The sequence below is a fragment of the Citrobacter sp. MGH 55 genome (assembly GCF_016906145.1).
In the GTDB taxonomy this organism is placed as follows: Bacteria; Pseudomonadota; Gammaproteobacteria; order Enterobacterales; family Enterobacteriaceae; genus Citrobacter_A; species Citrobacter_A amalonaticus.
In genome coordinates this window covers 2,640,728-2,661,807 of the sequence record NZ_CP070239.1, presented here as the reverse complement: position 1 = coordinate 2,661,807, position 21,080 = coordinate 2,640,728, and the positions used below count along the sequence as shown (strand labels likewise).

Genomic DNA, 21,080 nt, shown 5'->3' with positions numbered 1-21,080 from the left:
TATGGCGAGTTACTTTATTGGTGTGGATGTAGGAACCGGCAGCGCTCGCGCAGGGGTGTTTGATCTCAACGGCAGAATGGTCGGTCAGGCCACTCGCGCGATTGAAATTTACCGCCCGCAGGCCGATTTCGTCGAGCAGTCGTCCGATAACATCTGGCAGGCCGTCTGCAACGCGGTTCGTGATGCCATTAATCAGTCCGATATCAACCCCATTCAGGTGAAAGGGTTGGGATTTGACGCCACCTGTTCGCTGGTGGTGCTGGATAAGGAGGGCAAACCGCTGACCATCAGCCCTTCCGGGCGCAGCGAGCAAAACATCATCGTGTGGATGGATCACCGCGCCATCACCCAGGCCGAGCGTATCAACGCGATGCACCATCGGGTGCTGGACTACGTAGGCGGGATCATCTCCCCGGAAATGCAGACGCCGAAACTGCTGTGGCTGAAACAGCATATGCCTAACACCTGGGCCAACGCGGGCTACTATTTTGATTTACCCGACTTCCTGACCTGGCGCGCCACCGGCGACGACACGCGTTCACTGTGTTCCACGGTGTGCAAATGGACCTACATGGGCCATGAAGACAAGTGGGATGCCAGCTACTTCCGCGAGATCGGACTGGAAGATCTGCTGGAACACGATGCGGCAAAAATTGGTCGCTATGTGAAAACGATGGGCGAACCGCTTGGTCACGGACTGACTCAGCGCGCCGCCAGTGAAATGGGGTTGATTCCGGGCACCGCCGTCAGCGTGTCGATCATCGATGCCCATGCGGGTACCCTCGGCACGCTTGGCGCCTGCGGTGTCTCTGGCGAAGTCGCTGACTTTGACCGTCGCGTTGCCCTGATTGGCGGCACCTCAACCGGTCATATGGCGATCTCAAAAGAGCCTCGCTTTATTGGCGGCGTCTGGGGTCCTTACTATTCCGCCGTGTTGCCGGAATACTGGCTTAATGAAGGCGGACAGTCCGCGACCGGCGCGCTGATCGACCACATTATTCAGTCGCACCCTTGTTACGATACGCTGCTGGCGCAAGCCAAAGCGCAGGGGCAAACCATTTATGAAGTGCTGAACGCGCTGCTGCGTAAAATGGCAGGCGAGCCGGAGAATATCGCCTTTCTGACCCGTGATATTCATATTCTGCCCTACTTCCACGGCAACCGTTCGCCGCGCGCCAATCCGACGCTGACCGGGGCGATCAGTGGGCTGAAGCTTTCCCGCACGCCGGAAGACATGGCGCTGCACTATCTGGCAACCATTCAGGCCATCGCGTTGGGTACGCGTCACATCATTGAAACCATGAACCAAAGTGGGTACAGCATCGACACCATCATGGCCAGCGGCGGCGGCACCAAGAACCCTATCTTTGTGCAGGAACATGCCAATGCCACTGGTTGCGCCATGCTACTTCCGGAAGAGAGCGAAGCGATGCTGCTCGGTGGCGCAATGATGGGCACCATCGCCGCCGGCGTGTTCGAGACCTTCCCGGAAGCAATGTCGGCCATGAGCCGGATAGGTAAAACGGTCACCCCGCAGACCAATCGCATTAAGCAGTATTACGACCGTAAATATCAGGTGTTCCACGAGATGTATCAGGATCACATGAAGTACCGTCAGTTGATGCAGGGGGACACATGAGTAGCCCATGGCAACAGGCCACCGATACCTGGACCCTCTACAGTGAGGCGCTGGCCGGTCTGGGTCAGCATTTGAGCGAACCGGTCTGGAATGCATTAATGACGGAATTGCGTGAATGTCAGGGGAAAATCGTGGTCACCGGCGTCGGCACCTCTGGCATTGCGGCGCGTAAAATCGCCCACATGCTCTCCTGCGTTGAGCGCCCGGCGATCTACCTCAACGCCACCGATGCCGCGCACGGCGATCTCGGTTTTTTACGCGCTGACGATCGGATGATTTTACTCTCGCGCGGCGGTAACTCTGACGAGCTCACGCGCTTATTGCCAGGCCTTGCGGCGCGCAACGTGCCGATTATCAGTGTTACGGAAAACGCGAATTCCGCCATTGCAAAGGCCGCCCGGCTGGTGATTTCCACCGGCGTCCAGCGCGAGGCGGATCCGCTGAACATGCTGGCGACCACCTCCATCATGCTGGTGATTGCGATCTTTGATGCTGCCTGCGCCTGCCTGATGAGTGAAAGCGGCTATACCAGAGAAACACTGCTGGCCGTGCATCCGGGTGGTGATGTCGGGTTAACCCTGCGACAGGATCGTTAATCCATTAATAACCTTTCAGCCTCGTCTCCCCTGGCGAGGCTTTTTACTGCACAATCTGAAGATAAAAACGCGGAAAATCCTAATAAAGCGCTGCGTTAAACTCTCTTACACGGTTGCACACGTGAAAAATTCTGTGACCTCTCCCTGCATTCCTGACGCAAAACATTTCATTCGTAATGGCTATGGAAAAACTTTAGCTATTCTTATCTAACATACCTAAGGGAGATCCGACAGATGATGACAACGCTTGCTCCGCCATCTGTACTTTCTGCTCCCCAGCGCCGTTGCCAGGTTTTGCTGACGCTTTTCCAGCCGGGGCAGATTGCCACCGCGGAAATGTTCAGTGCGCTAAATGGTGTCGATGATACTGTTGCCCGTGAGGATATTGTCGAAACGGGACTGGAGATCCAACGCTATCATCGACTTAGCATCAGCACTGGTCCGAATGGGTGCTACCGGATCGAAGGTACTGCGCTTAACCAACGCCTCTGCCTCTTACACTGGCTCAGACGCGGCCTGCGTTTGTGTCCGGCGTTCATTAATCAACACTTTGCCCCCGCCCTCAAAATTGAGCTAAAACAGCGGGGGATCCTGCGCACGCTGTATGACGATACCAATCTGCATGCGCTGATTAACCTCTGTGCGCGTCGTCTGCAAAAGCCGTTCGAGTGCCGGGACATCCAGTTCCTGCGCCTCTATCTGCAATATTGTCTGTTGCAGCATCACGCGGGGATCTCGCCAGAATTCAATCCCGTCCAGCAGAGCTGGGCGCAATCCTGCGCCGAATACGCGTTAGCGCAGGAGATTGGCCGTCACTGGCAGCGTCGTGTCCGCCAGGATGCGCCATTAACGGAATCGCTGTTTATGGCGCTGCTGTTTTCGATGGTCCGCATCCCGGACCCGATTCGCGATAACCATCAGCAGAACCGGCGGTTGCGTCTGGCGATCGCCCGCCTGATCCTGCGTTTTCGCGAAATGGGCACAGTGCGTTTTAACGACGAGCAGGGGCTAAACGATCAGCTCTATATCCATCTGTCCCAGGCGCTGAACCGTTGCCTGTTTTCGATTGGCATCGATAACACCTTGCCGGAAGAGTTCGCCCGTCTCTATCCGCGTCTGATGCGTACCACCCGCGATGCGTTACGCGGGTTTGAAGAAGAGTATGCCGTTGAGTTTTCTGAAGAAGAGACGGGACTGGTGGCGGTGATTTTTGGCGCATGGCTGATGCAGGATAATGACCTGCATGAGAAACAGGTCGTCTTACTGACCGGTGATAATCCGCAACTGGAGCAGCAGATAGAACAACAACTGCGTGAACTGACGCTACTGCCGCTGAACATCAAGCCATTGCCGATGCGAACTTTCCAGCAGGAAGGCTCACCGCGCGGAGCGGCGCTGATTGTTACCCCTTACGCCACGCTGCTGCCGCTCTTTTCACCCCCGTTGATTCATGCGGATCAGGCGCTGACGCCACATCAGCAGCAGCAGATCCGCAAGATGCTGGAATCAGGATGAAGCGGCCACTTTTGGCCGCAGTACCATAGCCGGCAACGCCACCAGCGCCATAACCCAGAAGACGCCGTTGCCCAGATTCTGGTACAGGAAGCCAGCAAACACGGTCATGATGGCAATGCTGCCGCCCATCGCCACAGCAGAATAGACCGCCTGCAGACGAATGACTTCGCTTCCCTGACGCGCCGCAATATAACGCATCGCCGCCAGGTGGCAGACGGTAAAGGTGCCACAATGGAGGATCTGCACCACAATCAGCCACGGCAGCGCCGTCGTCCAGCCCATCAGTCCCCAGCGAATCACACCGCAGATGGCGGAGAGCAGTAACAGATCGCGGGCGCTAAAGCGGCGGAACAGCTTATTGCTCAGGGCAAAGATGATCACTTCTGCCACCACGCCGAGCGACCAGAGATAGCCGACCGCCGACGCGGAATACCCCGCCCCCTGCCAGTAAATGGCGCTAAAACCGTAGTAGGCGGCATGCGCCCCCTGCAACAGACAGACGCAGGCCAGAAAGCGCCAGCTTTGTGTGACCAGCGAACGCCAGGCGGGCCAGCCAGCGCTCTCCTGGTGACGGTTTTCCCCTTTGGGTAACACGCTGGGGCGAATCAGCATTCCCAGCAACATTGAGGCGACGCCCAGCGTCAGCAGCGCCAGAATCGCCCGGTAATCAAACAGGCTGACCAGTTTGCCGGTTAGCGCCGAACCAATCACAAACGCGACCGATCCCCACAGACGCACCCGTCCATAATCCATGGTGATCTGCTTTTGCCAGGTATTCGCCAGCGCGTCCGTGAGCGGCACCAGCGGCGAGAAGAAGAGGTTAAAGCCGACCATTACCACCATCAGCCAGGCGACATGGGTTCCGGCCCAGAAGGCCAGCGCAAAGATCAGCGTTAGTAGCGCCAGAATGCGTAACGCGGAGATCAGCCGTGATGGATCGCTGACCCGCGGGGCAATGATCAAACTGCCAAGAAAACGGGCGACCAGACCAGCGCCCAATAAGAGGCCGATCGTCTCCGGCGTGAGGCCAAGCCCTTTAAGCCAGACGCTCCAGAAGGGAAGAAAAATCCCGTAGCTAAAAAAATAGGTGAAGTAACCGAGCGCCAGCCAGCGCGTGGAGTGCAAAGACATGATCCCCTCCCGTGTGGAGGCGATAGTCTGGCGATAAACGCAGGCTGGCGCAAGTGAACATTAACAGCAACATAACAACGTTTTGTCGCTAATCAACGCGAATCTCCATCGCGAAACGGCACTGTTCTCCAGAGCCTAACATCCGCAATCCCGGCTGCCCCGGCATGTGGTGGGCATTCACCGGATGCGTCTGCGGTTCCAGACAAAGAAATGACTCACCTGGCATTCTGAAAAGCATAAGCCAGGGAGTTTGCGCAGAAATCGTGACACACATCACATTACGTTGAACGATCGCCTGCCCACTCCAGCCGGAATACCCCACATTTAGCCAGCGATCCGCGCCATACTGCGCCCTGGTAAAATCAGCCTCCGTCGGCAGTTCACTCTGCCAGGCCAGCGGCAAATGGTGCTCGCCTTCCGGCCAGTAACCGCTGGCAGAAAACTGCACGGTGCTTCGCGCATCAAAGACAAAAAACGGGTGGAAACCGCAGCCGTACAGCATGGGGCGCTTGCCCAGATGAGCGATCGTCAGCGACGCCCTGAATACTGACGCGTCAAGCACATACTGCAGTTCCGCCTGATAATCATAGCCACATGCCAGTTGACTGCGCAGACGCAGCGAACAGCTATCATCGGTCGCCGCCGTCACTTCCCAGCGTTTAAGCCAGCCGTCACCGTGCAGGAAAAACGCGTCGTCGACCTCATATAACGGCAATTGCACCTCGGTTCCGCGCTGGCTGAAGCGGTTACCGGCCACGCGATTGGCAACCGGCAGCATCGGAAACAGCCCGCCATCACCGGCGGTTTTTCCCTCGCTTTCGCGTAGAACCGGTTGTTGATGTTGTAACGAAAACAGCGACAACAGCGCGCCGCCCTGAGGATCCACGCGCATCCGCAGATGCGCGTTATGCAGCGTCAGCGGCGTGGTCATCAGCGCACGCTTTTTGGCTGTGCCGACGGACTGGCTTTCAAATGTCTCGCCGCCAGTTGTTCTTCCAGCGCTTCCAGCGTTACGCCTTTGGTTTCCGGTACATTACGCAGCACATACACATATCCCATTGCGCAAATCACGCCGTAAAGCAGGAAACTCCCGGCGGCACCCAGCCCGGCATTGAGCAGCGGGAAGGTATAGGTCAACAGGAAACAGGCAATCCACAGCGCCAGCGTACCCAGCGACATCGCCAGCCCGCGCACGCGGTTAGGAAAGATTTCAGACAGCAGCACCCAGGTGACCGGTGCCAGCGTCAGGGCATAAATGGCAATGGCCGCCAGCACCAGAACCAGCACCGGCCAGCCCATAATCCCCATCCCGTAGGCACCGGCAATCAACACATAAATCACCGTCAGGCCGGATGCGCCGAACAGCATCAGCTTGCGCCGGCCAATTTTGTCCACCAGCGGCAGTGCGGCGAGGGTAAAGACCAGGTTGATAATGCCGGTAGCAACGATCGATTTCAGCGTACCGTTGATGTCGAAACCGGCAGAGGCGAAAATCTCCTGCGCGTAGTTAAAGATCACGTTGATCCCGCACCACTGCTGGAAGACCGCCAGCACCATGCCGATGATCACGATCGGTTTGATCTGCGGTTGCAGCAGCGTGGACCATGCGACTCTGTGATTATCTTTGAGCAGCGTGTGTTCGATCTCTTTTAGCGTCTGTCCGGCGTACTCCGCAGAGCCAATGCGTTGCAGCATGGCACGCGCACGCTCCGGTTTACCCGCCTTCACCAGCCAGCGCGGGGATTCCGGGACGAAAAACATCAGCACCAGAAAGGCCAACGCGGGAACCAGTTCCGCGCCAAACATCCAGCGCCAGCCCATCTGCCCGTTCCAGCTCTCAACAATTGCCTGCTGTGTCGCCCCTGTGGCAACGGGTTCAGCGATCATCAGGTTGATCAGTTGCGCCGCCAGCACGCCAATGACAATGGTCAACTGGTTCACCGCCACGAAGCGCCCCCGTTTTTCCGCCGGGCTGACTTCGGCGATGTACAGCGGGCTGAGCGCTGACGCAAGACCAATCCCGACGCCGCCAACGATGCGGTAAATCACGAACATGTCGAAGTTGCTGGCAACGGCGGTTCCCCATGCCGAGGCGCTGAACAGAATAGCAGAGAGGATGAGCGGCATTTTTCGACCAAATTTATCGGCGCACCAGCCCGAAATCAACGCGCCAAAAATACAGCCCACCAGCGCGGAGCTCATCGCCCAGCCCGACTGCGCCGGATCGGTTATCGAGAAGTACGCTTCATAAAAAGGCTTTGCCCCGCCAATCACCACCCAGTCGTAGCCAAACAGCAAACCACCACAGGCTGCGACCAGACAGATGGTCCAGACATAGCCGATTTTCAAATGTGTCTGCGCGTTATTCATTATGATTCCTCTTTCAGGGAAACGCAGGGAACAGTAGGTTTCCGGTGGCGTTACCGCCACCGGTTCAGGGTTAGTACAATAACTCCAGTCTGATGACATGGCGCAAAAGCAGAGCTTTGTCATGCGCCGGGTTCTGTTGCAGAAGTGCGTCAAGCGCCTGCTGGCAGGCGGATAAATCCCCAAGCCCCAGATGCCCCAACGCGGTAATAAACAGGCAGTGCTGCTGGTGCTTTGCCTCCGCCGGCGTATCGAGCACCACCAGATCCGGTAATGAGACGGCGAAGAAATCCACCTCCGGCACGTGGTCACGTTGTGATGTCACCCATTGCAGGAAGCTGCGGAAAAGTTGCTCTGCGTCGTCACGTTCACCCAGCTGTTTCAGCGCCATGCCCTGCCAGAAGAGATAGTCCACGGGCTGATCGTTGTAATAGCGTCCGGCATCCAGCGTGCTTCCGCCACGAGTGCCGCGTGCAAAGTAACGATGCGCTTCGTCATGATATCCCTGACGCTGAGCGCAATAGCCCAACAGATACCAGATATCGTTATCGGTTTGTCCGGGTAAGCGCCCTTCCCCCAGGTTATGCGGATAGATCAGCGCCTGTTGTAGCAGACTGACTGCGTCGGAGAATTCCTCTTTGCCAATCGCCGCCAGCGCCCGGTGCATCTGGTTCAGCAGGTACTGCCCGGTCGCTTTCCCCTCGCCCCCTTCCCAGGGGTGGAATACGCGCTCGCCAAGCACCTTCGCGGCATCATCGTAGTGGCCCAGTCCGTTCCACAGGCTGAGCAACTCCACGGTTAAATCGTCACGCTGGAACACCACCACCTTACGCGATTCCAGCTGTTGCAGACGCTGTTCGGCAGGCGTCGCCAGGAGTTTATTGAGGTAATCCAGTTCAAACAGGAAACGGGCGTTATCAGGTTCCAGCGCCACGGCCTGCGACAAATACTGGTGTGCCTTGACGGCATCGTGCTGTTTGTTCCACGCATAAATCCCCAGCAGACGGTGCACAGGCGCAAATTCAGGTTCCTGTTGCAGGGTAAATTGCCAGCAGGTAAGCGCCTCTTCGTAGCGGCGTTTGCTGTACCAGAAGCAGCCCAACAGATAGCGAGCGTAAGCACTATGCTCCAGCGTTTGCAGCATCTGTACTTCGTCGAGGGTATTCGGGAAACGTACCCGGTTAGGCAGGCAAGCACGCGCCTGGGCGATGAACGGCTGTGGATGGTCGCTCAGCGACGCCCGCCACAGCAACGGCAGCGTTTCCTGACTGTCCAGCAGTTCCAGCAGTTCGCGGGCTGCAGCTTTTTGACCGAAAGAGAGTAGCCATCCTGCCAGTTCGCAGGCGTTAGTACCTCGGCGACCGGTAATGGCGATAAGCGCCGTTTTCGACGGTTCATCCCGGCGTATCGCCCAGCGGGCATAGTGCAGCACGTAGCTAAGCGGATAGTCATTAAGCTGCTGCTCGATGTACTTCAGCGCCTCAGACGTGCGTCCCAGTTCTGCCAGTACCAGCGCTTTCAGTCCCATCGCCAGATTGTTGCTGCCGTTAAAGCGCAAACTCTGCGTCACTTTTGCCAGTGCATCTGCATGATCGCCACGCGCCATCGCAAGCCGGGCCAGAGCCCAGAAGGCCGCGTCGCGACAGTTTCCGCTCCAGCTCGCCTTGTAGTAATGATCCCAGGCCTGCTGGCAATCGCCCTGGCGCTCCCGCGCAGCGGCTAACAGCATACTGGCTTCACCATCGCGCGGGTTTTTGTTCAGGTGATGTGCCCGCGCTAATGCCGCTTTCGCGCAGCGTTCAGCTTGCGCCCAGTCAGCCTGGTTCAGTGCCAGCATCCCCAGCGCAACGTTGTTGCGGTAATCCAGCGGATCCATTTCCAGCGCCCGGCGATAGTAATCCCCGGCGTAACGACTGGCGTGGTTGTACTGCTCCAGATGCTGACCGATAAAGTAAAGTTCATCAGTGTTAGATAATGCCTCCGGCTGTGCCGGGGCCGTTGCCGCCGAGGGCAGCGGCAAATCGTCAGCAATATGCTCTTCGTATTGCAGCAATGTCTGACCGTCGTGACGGGTGACCGTCATGGTGATCCGCGCATAGCCCGAATCGGCAAGCGTCGTCAGCCAGCTTTTCCCAGGTGCCAGCGTCAGCGTGGTTTCGAAGAAAGGCGCGCCGTCTGCACTGAGCGTCACTTGCACATCCTGCAATGGCGCAACCGCATAGACACCAACGGACAGCTGGCTTTCATCACGCACCAGTCGCAACGCCAGGTCGGTACTGGCGTTTTGCACCATTCCTAATTCACTGTATGGCAGGAAGTTCTGGACGAATACCTTCTCTTCATAAGGTGCAAGCCAGGTGAAATCCGGCTGGTTGTCGGTAAACACCCCGGTCATTAATTCGATGTACGGGCCATTCTCATCGGTCAGGTTACGATCCCAGGCCACGCCAAAATCCCCGTAGCCCCAGCTCCACTGCTTTTTCCCCGGCGAGATGTGATGATCGGCAACATGGAGCAACCCGCCGCGCTCACCGTGATGCCAGGCACCGACAAAATCATAGTCCGATTTTTCCGCCATGTACGAAGTCGGCACCGGCACATTCTTATAGCGGGAGATATCCACCCCTGCCGAGTAGTCAACTTTGTAATAGGTGCCCGTGGCGATCGGAAAAGCGGAGACATCGCGCTTGCCGTGATCGAACACCGCCGTGACATCAGGCGGGAACACGCTTTGATGATCGTCGCCGCCCTTCACCGCCGGGTTCGCCCACCATAAAAAATGACGTGGCGTGGCGTTGCCGTTGAAGACTTTACCGGTGATTTCTATCAACGCACGATCCGGGTAGAGGGTGAATCCAGTCATCACCTGCAGACCGCGCATCGGCTCCACTTCACCCATCCAGACGGTTTGTTCGCCGTGTTCCCCTGCCCGCTGTGTAAAATCTACCGGCATAAAAGTGGTGGGGCGATGGTGCTGCGGCCAGTTAAATTCGATCCCGCCGGAGATCCACGGCCCCAGCAGGCCAACCAGCGCAGGCTTCACCACTTCGTTGTAATAGACAAAATCGCGCTGCTGCACTTTGTCATACGCACGGTGAATACGCCCCCCCAGTTCGGGCAGCAGCATGACGCGGATAAAATCGTTTTCCATCCACACGGCCTGGTAATCGCGCATCTCGCGCTTGCCGGTCAGGGTGTCGATCACACCGTAGGGGTAAACCGCACCTGAGGAGCCCTGATAAACCCGTTTTTCCAGAAACATCGGGTTCGGATCTTCCTCACCCACCGTCCAGGTCGGTAGTGAGAGGGTTTCCTGCCAGACCTTAACTGAACCGTACATGCTGCCTCCACTCAATAAACAAAAGTAAAATGTCATCTTGTGGCTATTGTGTGGCAGTTAACTGGCGGTAAAATGCGCAATGCTCACGCAATATAGTTAAGGGAGTTAAGTGTATGCAGCGTTAGGGATTCAATAACGCCCGTGTCAGACAGGCGAATAAACAGATCTTCCTGTCGCATTTGTGGCGCGAAAAGCAGCTCAGTAAATCGCAACTGGCGCAGCTCACCGGCCTGTCGATTCCGGCGGTGAGTAACATTCTTGAAGAATTGCTGGACGAAGGGCGGCTGTGCCACTCCCGTGAAACGCTGAGCCAGCGCGGACTCAGCAGCGGGAGTTTTCATCTGCCGGTACAGGGCGCGTGGACGCTGTGCATGAACGTCACCCCGACCAGTCTGACCAGCCAGCTGGCCGATGCGCGTCTGGTGGCGGTTGGCGACTGGCAGCATGAGGTGATTAACGCCGCGACGCCTGACGCGCTGCTTGCCGCAATAGCCAACCACTGGCGGCGCTGGCGTCAGCGCTATCCCGACACCACGATCAATCTCGCGCTGGGCGTCCACGGTCAGGTGGATCCGATCACCGGTGCATCGAAAACGATGCCACAGGCGCCGTGGAAAACGCCGGTGGAAATCAAGTATCTGCTGGAGGAACGACTCGGTATACAGGTCCGCCTCGACAACGACTGCGTGATGCTGGCGCTGGCGGAAAAGTGGCAAAACCCGGCGGCCAACGAGGACTTCTGCGTGATTAACGTCGATTACGGCATTGGCTCATCGTTCGTCATTCACGACAATATCTGGCGCGGTAGCCTGTACGGCAGCGGTCAGATTGGGCATACCATTGTTAACCCCGACGGGATCGCCTGCGACTGCGGTCGTTACGGCTGTCTGGAAACCGTCGCCTCCCTGAGCGCGCTGAAAAAGCAGGCCAGAGTCTGGATGAAGGCGCAGCCAGTGCCGGGAAGGGATCCGGAAACGCTGACCACGGATTTACTGATCGACGCCTGGCGCAAGGGTGATGTACGCATTCAGGCATGGGTGGAACATGCCGCCAGCGCGATTGGTTTAAGCCTGTATAACTTTCTTAATATCCTGAATATCAACCAGATCTGGCTGTACGGACGCAGTTGCGCCTTTGGTGAATCCTGGCTCAATACGCTACGGCAACAGACAGGGTTTAACCCTTTCGATCACGGCGATAACCCGCGGGCGAAAGCGACGCAAATTAGCGTTGGCACGCTGACCCGCGCCCAGCAACTGATGGGCATTGGCTATCTGTACGTGGAGTCGCAACTGAACGAAATATAAGCTTATGGCGCGAATGGCGAGCCTCGGGGTTGTGTAGTAGTTTTAAAGTACGTTACTCATGCTAATGAGCCTGCTATGAACACGTTACGTTATTTTGATTTTGGAGAATCACGCCATCTGTTTTTATTGATTGCCCGTATTGCGCTGGCAATTCTGTTTATTATTTTTGGCTTTCCGAAACTGACAGGGTTCGACGGTACCGTACAGTATATGACGTCTCTCGGTACCCCTGCGCCGATGCTTGCTGCGATCATTGCCGTTGTTATGGAGGTTCCGGCAGCGATACTGATTGTGCTGGGCTTTTTCACGCGTCCACTGGCGGTTATTTTCGTTTTCTATACGCTGGGTACCGCCGTGATCGGTCATCACTTCTGGAATATGACCGGTGATGCGGTGGGACCGAATATGATTAACTTCTATAAGAATGTCAGTATCGCAGGCGGTTTTCTGCTGCTGGCGCTGACGGGACCGGGCGCGATTTCCATTGACCGGCGCTAAAAAGGAAAAAGGCCGCATCGGCGGCCTTTTGTTTGCAGCAAAACGGAATTATGCGTAAACCGGGAAGCGTGCGCAGATATCCAGAACTTTCCCTTTGATGCGCTCAATCACCGCTTCATCATTGATGTTGTCCAGCACGTCACACATCCAGCCCGCCAGCTCTTTCGCTTCCGCTTCTTTAAAGCCGCGACGCGTAATGGCCGGAGAACCGATACGGATACCGGAAGTGACGAACGGGCTCTTCGGATCGTTCGGCACGCTGTTTTTGTTCACGGTGATATTGGCACGACCCAGCGCGGCGTCAGCTTCTTTACCGGTCAGGTTTTTGTCCACCAGATCCAGCAAGAACAGGTGGTTTTCAGTACCGCCGGACACCACTTTGTAGCCACGGTTCAGGAACACTTCCACCATCGCTTTGGCGTTTTTCGCAACCTGCTGCTGGTAGACTTTGAACTCTGGCTCCATCGCTTCTTTCAGTGCAACCGCTTTACCGGCAATCACGTGCATCAACGGGCCGCCCTGCGCGCTTGGGAAAACGGCAGAGTTCAGCTTTTTGTACAGCTCTTCATCACCGCCTTTCGCCAGGATCAGGCCACCGCGCGGACCCGCCAGGGTTTTGTGGGTGGTGGTGGTCACAACGTGTGCATGCGGAACCGGGTTCGGGTAAACACCTGCGGCAATCAGACCCGCAACGTGGGCCATATCAACGAACAGGTACGCACCGATGCTGTCAGCGATTTCACGCATTTTTGCCCAGTCAACCACGCCGGAATAAGCAGAGAAGCCTCCGATGATCATTTTCGGTTTGTGCGTCTGCGCCAGTTGCGCCATCTCTTCGTAGTCAATTTTACCGGACTCATCGATACCGTAAGGTACGATGTTGTACAGTTTGCCAGAGAAGTTCACCGGAGAGCCGTGAGTCAGGTGGCCGCCTTGCGCCAGGTTCATACCCAGAACGGTATCACCGGGTTGCAGCAGCGCGGTGTAGACCGCGAAGTTAGCCTGAGAGCCGGAGTGCGGCTGTACGTTAGCGTAGTCTGCGCCAAACAGTTCTTTGGCGCGATCAATCGCCAGTTGCTCAACGATATCGACGTATTCGCAGCCGCCGTAGTAGCGCTTGCCCGGATATCCTTCAGCGTATTTGTTAGTCAGCTGAGAGCCCTGCGCCTGCATGACACGCGGACTGGTGTAGTTTTCGGAGGCGATCAGTTCGATGTGCTCTTCCTGACGTACTTTTTCCTGCTCCATAGCCTGCCACAGTTCGGCATCATAATCGGCAATGTTCATTTCACGCTTTAACATCCGCATCTCCTGACTCAGCTAACGATAGAATTTTTGGCCTTAAAAGGCGGTCCTGTTGGACAACGGGCAACAGTATAACTGAATCATTCTGTGATAACAGGTCTTGACAAAGGAATTTACGCAAACGATTACCTTCACAGGACACAAGGCTTTGCGGAATGAAGACCTTACGAATTTCAACGGATTTCTTTTCAGGTTTGTGATGCAGATTTTTCACGTTGTAACGTTTAACACGTAAAGCGTCAAAGAACCATTTACAAAGCAGGGATATTTTTTATAAGATGCATTTGACATACATCATTAAAGATTCACATAAAGGAAGACCGTATGCTTGACGCCCAAACCATCGCCACTGTAAAAGCCACCATTCCCCTGCTGGTAGAAACCGGCCCCAAACTGACCGCCCATTTTTACGATCGCATGTTTGCTCATAACCCTGAACTCAAAGAAATTTTTAACATGAGCAACCAGCGTAATGGCGATCAGCGTGAAGCCCTGTTTAATGCCATTGCCGCTTATGCCAGCAATATTGAGAATCTGCCCGCCCTGCTGCCCGCGGTTGAGAAAATCGCCCAAAAGCACACCAGCTTCCAGATCAAACCTGAGCAGTACAACATTGTCGGTACACACCTGCTGGCGACCCTCGACGAAATGTTCAGTCCAGGCCAGGACGTGCTGGATGCGTGGGGCAAAGCCTACGGCGTGTTGGCGAATGTCTTTATCAACCGCGAAGCACAAATCTACAGTGAAAACGCCCGTAAAAACGGTGGCTGGGAAGGCACGCGTCCGTTCCGTATCGTGGCGAAAACCCCGCGCAGCGCACTGATTACCAGCTTTGAACTTGAACCGGTAGACGGCGGCACCGTGGCCGAATACCAGCCGGGCCAGTATCTTGGTGTCTGGCTGAAACCGGAAGGCTTCCCGCATCAGGAGATTCGTCAATATTCTCTGACCCGTAAAGCGGATGGTAAAAGCTACCGTATTGCCGTGAAACGTGAAGAAGGCGGTCAGGTATCAAACTGGCTGCATAACCATGCGAACATCGGCGATGTCGTGCATTTGGCCGCACCGGCTGGCGATTTCTTTATGGCAGTCACCCCGAATACGCCGGTTTCCCTGATCTCTGCTGGCGTCGGTCAAACGCCCATGCTGGCAATGCTGGATACGCTGGCAAAAGCAAACCACACCGCGCAGGTCAACTGGTTCCACGCCGCAGAAAACGGCGACGTCCATGCGTTTGCCGATGAAGTGAGTGAGCTGGGTAAAACGCTGCCACGCTTTAGCGCCCATACCTGGTATCGTGAGCCAACCGAAGCCGATCGCGCGAAAGGGACGTTTGATAGCGTTGGGCTGATGGATTTGAACAAACTGGAAGGCGCAATCAGCGATCCGGCGATGCAGTTTTATCTGTGCGGTCCGGTGGGCTTTATGCAGTTTGCCGCGAAGCAGCTTGTTGAGCTGGGTGTGAAAAACGAAAACATTCATTACGAATGCTTCGGCCCGCATAAGGTCTTGTAATGACGTCATGCCTGATGGCGCTGTGCTTATCCGGCCTATAGGATGCAGGGCCGGATAAGGCGTTTACGCCACCATCCGGCATGCGCACGGCGCGGCTTAAATTGCCGCGTCGTCTTCTTCACCGGTACGGATACGCACCACGCGCGCCACATCAAAGACGAAGATCTTACCATCGCCGATTTTGCCCGTCTGCGCTGTGCGAATAATGGTATCCACGCAGGTTTCAACGATATCGTCTGGTACGACGATTTCAATTTTCACCTTCGGCAGAAAATCCACCATGTATTCCGCGCCGCGGTACAGCTCGGTATGCCCTTTCTGACGCCCAAAGCCTTTCACTTCGGTGACGGTCATCCCGGTAATACCGACTTCAGCCAGCGCTTCACGCACATCATCGAGCTTGAAGGGTTTAATAATCGCATCAATCTTTTTCATGCTAGTCCTTGAAAAGGTCGCCTGTCTTTTAATCGGGTAAACGTAACATATTACGCAACGTTATTCTTTGAAATCGTTTGCATCCAGCTCATGGCGTGACAGGAGTTTGTAGAACTCCGTCCGGTTACGGCCCGCCATTCTTGCCGCATGCGTCACATTGCCTTTGGTGATTTGTAGCAACTTGCGCAGATAGTTCAGTTCAAACTGGTTACGCGCTTCAACAAAAGTCGGCAGCGCGGTGTTTTCCCCTTCCAGCGCCTGTTCCACCAGCGCATCGCTGATAACCGGCGAAGAAGTCAGCGCCACACACTGTTCAATCACGTTCACCAGTTGACGCACGTTGCCCGGCCAACTGGCGGTCATTAGCCGCTTCATTGCATCCGTCGAAAATGCCCGCACAAACGGCTTATGCCGCTCCGCCGACTGGCGCAGCAGATGATTTGCCAGTAGCGGAATATCTTCGGTCCGTTCCGCCAGCGCCGGGATTTTCAGACTTACCACGTTGAGGCGATAGTATAAATCTTCACGAAACTCGCCGCGCGCCATCGCTTTCGGCAAGTCACGGTGGGTTGCCGAGATAATACGCACATCAATATCGATGTCGCGGTTGCTGCCAAGCGGCCTGACTTTACGCTCCTGCAAAACGCGCAGCAGTTTGACCTGTAGCGGCGCGGGCATGTCGCCAATCTCGTCCAGGAACAGCGTCCCGCCTTCCGCCGCCTGAAACAGCCCCTCACGGTTACTCACCGCGCCGGTAAACGCGCCGCGCGAGTGGCCGAATAACTCCGACTCCAGCAATTGTTCCGGTAGCGCCCCACAGTTGATGGCAATAAACGGTTTACTGCTGCGCGGGCTGGCATTGTGAATAGCCTGGGCGAAGATCTCTTTCCCGGTACCGCTCTGACCATTGATCAATACGCTGACGTCGGACTGCGCCACCATCCGCGCCTGCTCCAGCAGACGCAGCATCAGCGGGCTACGGGTAACAATCGATTCACGCCAGCTATCATCCGTGGCGGGTGCCGACTGCTCAAGCGCCTCGTCTATCGCCTGATACAGCGCATCTTTATCCACGGGTTTAGTCAGGAAGCTGAACACGCCCTTTTGCGTTGCCGCGACCGCATCCGGAATCGAACCGTGGGCGGTAAGAATAATAACCGGCATTCCCGGCTGCACCTTCTGGATCTCGCTGAACAGCTGCATGCCGTCCATCTCATCCATCCGCAGATCGCTTATCACCAGATCCACTTTTTCACGGTTCAAAACACGCAGCCCTTCTGCCCCGCTCTCTGCGGTCACCACGCTATAGCCTTCACTGGTCAGACGCATTCCCAGCAGTTTTAACAGGCCTGGATCATCATCCACGAGCAGTAAATGCGCCGGTTTACGACTCATTATGGGGTCACCTCATCTTGTGATGATTCCGGGGCTTGTCCCTCAGACTTGTCGCCGCCATGCGTCGCATCCGGATTGTAATTTCCCGCCGGTTTACGGGTGGAAAGCTGGCGCTCAATATCAGTCAGGTTCTCCAGTTTACGCGTGGTGAGATCGAGCTGTGCCTGAAGGTGCTGATGCTGCTGACGCAGCGTATCCAGATCGCCATCGGTCGTTTGCTGCAGTTTGCTGTAACGCTGGCGTTCTTCGGCGAGCTGGAGCTGTAACGACTGTCCGTCGCGCCAGACCTGATAAAGCGGGCGCACCTGCGCCGGGATCTGCGGGCTGAACGCATCCAGTCGCGAGACGTTTTCGCGACGCTCCAGCGGCGTAATTTTGGCATTCGCCAGCAAGATGCCGCGCTTAAAAGCGTTTTGCCAGCTGTCGTCACTCAGCGAGCGGGCCTCGCTGCGCGACTGCACCGGTAGCAGGCGATCTGCGCAGTCAATGGCGCGCAGCCAGTAAAGAGGGTTAGTATCCGTCGATTGCCCCTGCAATGCCCAGATATCGGTACACTCAACAGACAGATAATCCGCCAGTTGATACGTCGGGAGGGCATCCTGCGGCGCATCCCCGGTGATGTGCTTCACCGCATGCGGCGTACACCCCATCAGCGCAAGGCACGGCATTCCCGCCAGGATGAACTGGCGGGAGAATAGACGTTGGAAAATGTGAGAAAAAACGTGTGGCATATTCACCAGGCTTAGCATTATTTAGTCGTTTTTCGTTGCAGATAACGGCAGTTCTATGCGGAAGCAAACCTCTTGCGCCTGTTCATCGACAAGATATAGCTCACCCTGCATACGGCGGATACAATCTCTGGCGATACTTAGCCCCAGTCCGCTCCCCTTCACTGCCCCTTTCCGTTGATGACTTCCCTGGAAAAAAGGTTCGAAAATCATAGTTCTTTCCGCTTCAGGAATAGGAGTTCCGGTGTTGATAACATCGATGTACACCGTTGATCCCTGTAAGCGGCTGCGAATACGGATGTTACCGGATTCAGCCCCATAGTGCACCGCATTGGAATAAAGATTATCCAGTACGCTCATCAGTAACATCGGCTCGGCCAGGCAGCGATCGGCCGCCAGCGCAATGTCGGTATGCATCATTTTAGCGCGAGCCGGTAGACTATGAGCGGAAACCACCATATCTACCAGCGGTTCAATCTCCACGCTTTCCATTTCAATGGCGCTATCCGCCAGTTTGCGGTTGTAATCAAGCAGTTGTTCGATCAATTTTTGCAGGTTACGGCTACTGTTATCGAGAATGCCAACCACCTCTTTTTGTTCCGGCGTTAGTGGCCCCACTACCTGGTCCGCCAGCAGTTCGGTGCCTTCACGCATGCTGGCCAGCGGGGTTTTCAACTCATGGGAGAGATGGCGCAAAAATTGATGGCGTTGAGACTCCAGCCAGGAGAGGCGCTCGCTCAACCAGATGATCCGCTGCCCAACGGAACGCAGTTCGCGCGGTCCGGCAAAGGTGACGGTATTGCCCAGCGATCGCCCTTCCCCCAGACGATTGATCATCCGCTCAATGCCCTTTACCGGCCCGATAATCATCCGCGTGAACAACAGCACCATCGCCAGACTCAGCAGAAACAATACCAGCGCCTGCCAGCCGAAGAACTGTCCGCGCTCGGCAATCTCTTGTTGTAGCTGCTGCCCGCGTGAAAAAACCACGGTACGCGTCGCTTGCACCATTTCGGTATTGGCGTTAGCAAATGCTTCCAGTCGCGCGGCCGCGGCGGTTTCAGGCCCACTGTTCCGGCATTGCAGTTGCGCCAGGTCGTTCAGATCCTGACGTAACGCCTGATACAGCTTATCGTCAGGCAGAACACCCGCATGGGCGTCCAGCATTTCACTGTAGCGTTTGCGCTGGCTCTGATACACCTTTGCCAGCGTCGGATCGTCAAGCACGCAATACTGACGATAGCTGCGCTCCATCTCCAGGGCGGCATTGGTCATCGCCTCACTGCGACGCGCATCGATAAGGGTAGTACGGTTAGTCTGCGCCGCCTGGGCGCTAAGCGCGTTCAGACTTTGCCACGCCTGCCAGGCGAGGACCAGCAGCGGTAACAGGATCAGCAGGAATGCCAGCGTCACCAGTTGGCGTAATGACCGGGGAAAAACAGACCAGCGCTTCAATGCATTACTCTCACAGGAGATGAATAGAACGATGCTAACTGAGGGAAACGCCAGATACAACAAAGCCGGGCTGAACCCGGCTTTGTTATGGAATAAGGCGGTGCCTAACTCGACGTTTCGCCCGATGGTTGATAAAGCAGCGCTATTATCAGAAGTTGGACGGCAGGCACCTTGTTGTGCGTCATTCGAAGTTTATGTAGCACGTCCCGAAGGGGCTGACATAAGAAGGTGAATGAGCCACTGGTTACTATTATGCAGTAACTATGCCAACATTCAAAACAAATTATTAACACTCTGAATTTAATTGGTTTTTATTGATAATTAATCGATTAATGCAGTGAACAACTTTCATACAAACTGTCGCCAATTAGCAACACCTTAAACGCAATGGATTTAGCCACATAAAAATCAACAAGTTACATGTCTCTTTTTAGAGACACCCCTTGCGTGCATTTGTCGTGAATTCCCGACAGACCAAATTAACGATAGTGATTATAAAGATACGCAAGGCACACGACATGACGGCTCAACACTTTCGGCCCTAATCCTGACTGACCCGAGGACCACGGGTGCGTATGCAGCCAGCGAACAAAGGCATCGCTGGCGCGCAGAGAAACCGGAGCAATGTTCCCGGCCTGCTTTTGCCCGGTTAATGAGCAGACGATCTTATCCGCTCCGCCGCAACTCCACCGCTGCCAGACATTGCTCCACCACCCAATGTTCCACCTGCCTGTCAGCCTGTACTCAGCCTCTGTTCCGGATGGCGGGTTGGCATCTTCCAGCACAAACCACAGATTCGTCGTACCACGCTGTACTTCCACTGACCAGGCCGTAATCGCTGCGCCACGCAGCACACACTCGTGCGCCAGGTAGTGATCGGTGATAGCCGGAAACCGCCGTTTCAACCGCTGGAAATGACCGTGAATCGCGATCGCAGGGCGAAGGATACACCCACGATCGTTGCCTTTCAGTCGCGCACTGCCATAGTGAATTTCATCAAACTGACATCTCTGCATGAACTGCATTTCCTGCCAGCGAAGGGACTCCACCGAGCACTCATGCGCCATTTGCGGCACAGGACTCGACGAACCGGTATAAAGCAAAGAGTCACCTACCGCCTCATCACAGTAGTTAGTTGTGACCTGGAGAATATGACCAGAACAGGCATCAGCGCTGATCACCACATACAGCCGCTGTTCTGCCGCCTGTCCCTGGAAAGGCAACGCCAGAACCTTTGTCGCAACGCGTTTCACATCACGGTTAGCATGATGCGCTTGTTGCTCACACCAGTTAACCGCTTTCGCCAGCAGTCGATATTGCGTGGTTTCTGCCGCGTAATCACCTTGCTGAAGTCGCAAAAGAAACGGCTCGATGGTGCGTTCGAAACAGCGCTTCGTCTGTCGGGGAGTGAAAACCGTCCGACAAAGACGACACTGGAATCGACTATGACCTGCCTGCGTTCGCCCATAGCGAATCACGTCGCTGGCAGAGCAGTGCGGGCATTCTGTTCCGGTTGCGTCCGGTTTATTTTTTATTAACCGTGCAAACCAGTGGTTAAATTCACGCTCATTAAATAAGGGGGGCAGACTGCCACATTTCTGGCATTCCAGCGCCGCATACCCCAGACGATAAACGGGATAAAGATAGTCAGCCGCTTCCGCCACGCCGAGATTGGGGCACGACCAACTTTTACAAACATTGAGATGTATTTTGTCCTGGATTTCCATTTCACTCGACCAACTGATTTTGTCAGTCGAATAACTCTGGCGGTTATTCAGATTTACTGTCGTGAGGAGCCTCACAAAATCCAGGCAAGCGGAAACGACAATAGCACTCTCATTTATACGTTAAGGA

At 55.6% G+C, this 21,080-nt stretch carries 16 protein-coding genes; 6 read left to right on the top strand and 10 right to left on the bottom strand.

Translation table 11 applies throughout. The features are described 5' to 3' along the window. Window position 1: 1 nt before the first annotated feature. From JTI98_RS10450 to csiE, 3 genes are all read left to right on the top strand, one after another. The gene (locus JTI98_RS10450) at window positions 2-1,639 is read left to right on the top strand and encodes an FGGY-family carbohydrate kinase (RefSeq protein WP_046402130.1); all 1,638 of its coding nucleotides are present in this window, start codon (window positions 2-4) and stop codon (window positions 1,637-1,639) included. After that, window positions 1,636-2,235 (top strand): SIS domain-containing protein, encoded by a 600-nt coding sequence (locus tag JTI98_RS10445; protein WP_216081219.1) that lies wholly within the window; start codon window positions 1,636-1,638, stop codon window positions 2,233-2,235. The genes JTI98_RS10450 and JTI98_RS10445 overlap by 4 nt, the downstream gene beginning before the upstream one ends. A 234-nt stretch (window positions 2,236-2,469) precedes the next feature. Further along, complete coding sequence (gene csiE, locus JTI98_RS10440) at window positions 2,470-3,750, top strand: stationary phase inducible protein CsiE (RefSeq protein ID WP_216081218.1); 1,281 nt, start codon at window positions 2,470-2,472, stop codon at window positions 3,748-3,750. On the opposite strand, the gene JTI98_RS10435 is transcribed toward csiE, so the two are convergent. The 4 genes from JTI98_RS10435 to JTI98_RS10420 all read right to left on the bottom strand — a co-directional run bounded on the left by JTI98_RS10435 (window position 3,742) and on the right by JTI98_RS10420 (window position 10,588). Continuing rightward, window positions 3,742-4,881, bottom strand: coding sequence for a 3-phenylpropionate MFS transporter (locus tag JTI98_RS10435; protein ID WP_058586958.1), 1,140 nt, complete (start codon window positions 4,879-4,881; stop codon window positions 3,742-3,744). The genes csiE and JTI98_RS10435 overlap by 9 nt on opposite strands. A gap of 88 nt (window positions 4,882-4,969) precedes the next feature. After that, the gene (locus JTI98_RS10430; protein WP_200119582.1) at window positions 4,970-5,812 is read right to left on the bottom strand and encodes an aldose 1-epimerase; all 843 of its coding nucleotides are present in this window, start codon (window positions 5,810-5,812) and stop codon (window positions 4,970-4,972) included. Then, on the bottom strand, window positions 5,812-7,251 hold the full coding sequence (locus JTI98_RS10425) for a sugar porter family MFS transporter (protein ID WP_044327566.1): 1,440 nt from the start codon (window positions 7,249-7,251) through the stop codon (window positions 5,812-5,814). The genes JTI98_RS10430 and JTI98_RS10425 overlap by 1 nt, the downstream gene beginning before the upstream one ends. 70 nt (window positions 7,252-7,321) lie before the next feature. Then, a complete protein-coding gene (locus tag JTI98_RS10420) occupies window positions 7,322-10,588 on the bottom strand; it encodes a DUF5107 domain-containing protein (RefSeq protein WP_216081217.1) in 3,267 nt (1,088 codons plus the stop codon). A 164-nt stretch (window positions 10,589-10,752) separates the two neighbouring features. Here JTI98_RS10420 and JTI98_RS10415 point away from each other — a divergent pair, with 164 nt between their 5' ends. Continuing rightward, entirely contained in the window at window positions 10,753-11,895 is a 1,143-nt protein-coding gene (locus tag JTI98_RS10415; RefSeq protein ID WP_252869637.1) for an ROK family transcriptional regulator, read from the top strand. A gap of 75 nt (window positions 11,896-11,970) precedes the next feature. Continuing rightward, on the top strand, window positions 11,971-12,393 hold the full coding sequence (locus tag JTI98_RS10410; protein ID WP_042999801.1) for a DoxX family protein: 423 nt from the start codon (window positions 11,971-11,973) through the stop codon (window positions 12,391-12,393). Window positions 12,394-12,441: 48 nt separating this feature from the next. Here JTI98_RS10410 and glyA read toward each other — a convergent pair whose 3' ends face one another. Then, entirely contained in the window at window positions 12,442-13,695 is a 1,254-nt protein-coding gene (gene glyA, locus JTI98_RS10405) for a serine hydroxymethyltransferase (RefSeq protein WP_042999800.1), read from the bottom strand. Between the two features lie 327 nt (window positions 13,696-14,022). On the opposite strand from glyA, the gene hmpA reads away from it, so the two are divergent. After that, window positions 14,023-15,213, top strand: coding sequence for an NO-inducible flavohemoprotein (gene hmpA, locus JTI98_RS10400; RefSeq protein ID WP_104446837.1), 1,191 nt, complete (start codon window positions 14,023-14,025; stop codon window positions 15,211-15,213). 96 nt (window positions 15,214-15,309) lie between these two features. Here hmpA and glnB read toward each other — a convergent pair whose 3' ends face one another. The 5 genes from glnB to JTI98_RS10375 all read right to left on the bottom strand — a co-directional run bounded on the left by glnB (window position 15,310) and on the right by JTI98_RS10375 (window position 20,953). Continuing rightward, window positions 15,310-15,648: a nitrogen regulatory protein P-II gene (gene glnB / locus JTI98_RS10395; RefSeq protein ID WP_012906673.1), complete on the bottom strand. Its 339-nt coding sequence runs from the start codon at window positions 15,646-15,648 to the stop codon at window positions 15,310-15,312. Window positions 15,649-15,708: 60 nt separating this feature from the next. Beyond that, window positions 15,709-17,043 (bottom strand): two-component system response regulator GlrR, encoded by a 1,335-nt coding sequence (glrR, locus tag JTI98_RS10390; RefSeq protein WP_086512879.1) that lies wholly within the window; start codon window positions 17,041-17,043, stop codon window positions 15,709-15,711. Beyond that, window positions 17,043-17,774: a two-component system QseEF-associated lipoprotein QseG gene (gene qseG / locus JTI98_RS10385; RefSeq protein WP_044264932.1), complete on the bottom strand. Its 732-nt coding sequence runs from the start codon at window positions 17,772-17,774 to the stop codon at window positions 17,043-17,045. Before qseG ends, glrR begins: the two co-directional genes overlap by 1 nt. Before the next feature lie 21 nt (window positions 17,775-17,795). Then, window positions 17,796-19,226 (bottom strand): two component system sensor histidine kinase QseE/GlrK, encoded by a 1,431-nt coding sequence (qseE, locus tag JTI98_RS10380; RefSeq protein WP_044328431.1) that lies wholly within the window; start codon window positions 19,224-19,226, stop codon window positions 17,796-17,798. A 479-nt stretch (window positions 19,227-19,705) separates the two neighbouring features. Next, entirely contained in the window at window positions 19,706-20,953 is a 1,248-nt protein-coding gene (locus JTI98_RS10375; protein WP_054953989.1) for an IS1 family transposase, read from the bottom strand. Window positions 20,954-21,080 lie beyond the last annotated feature (127 nt).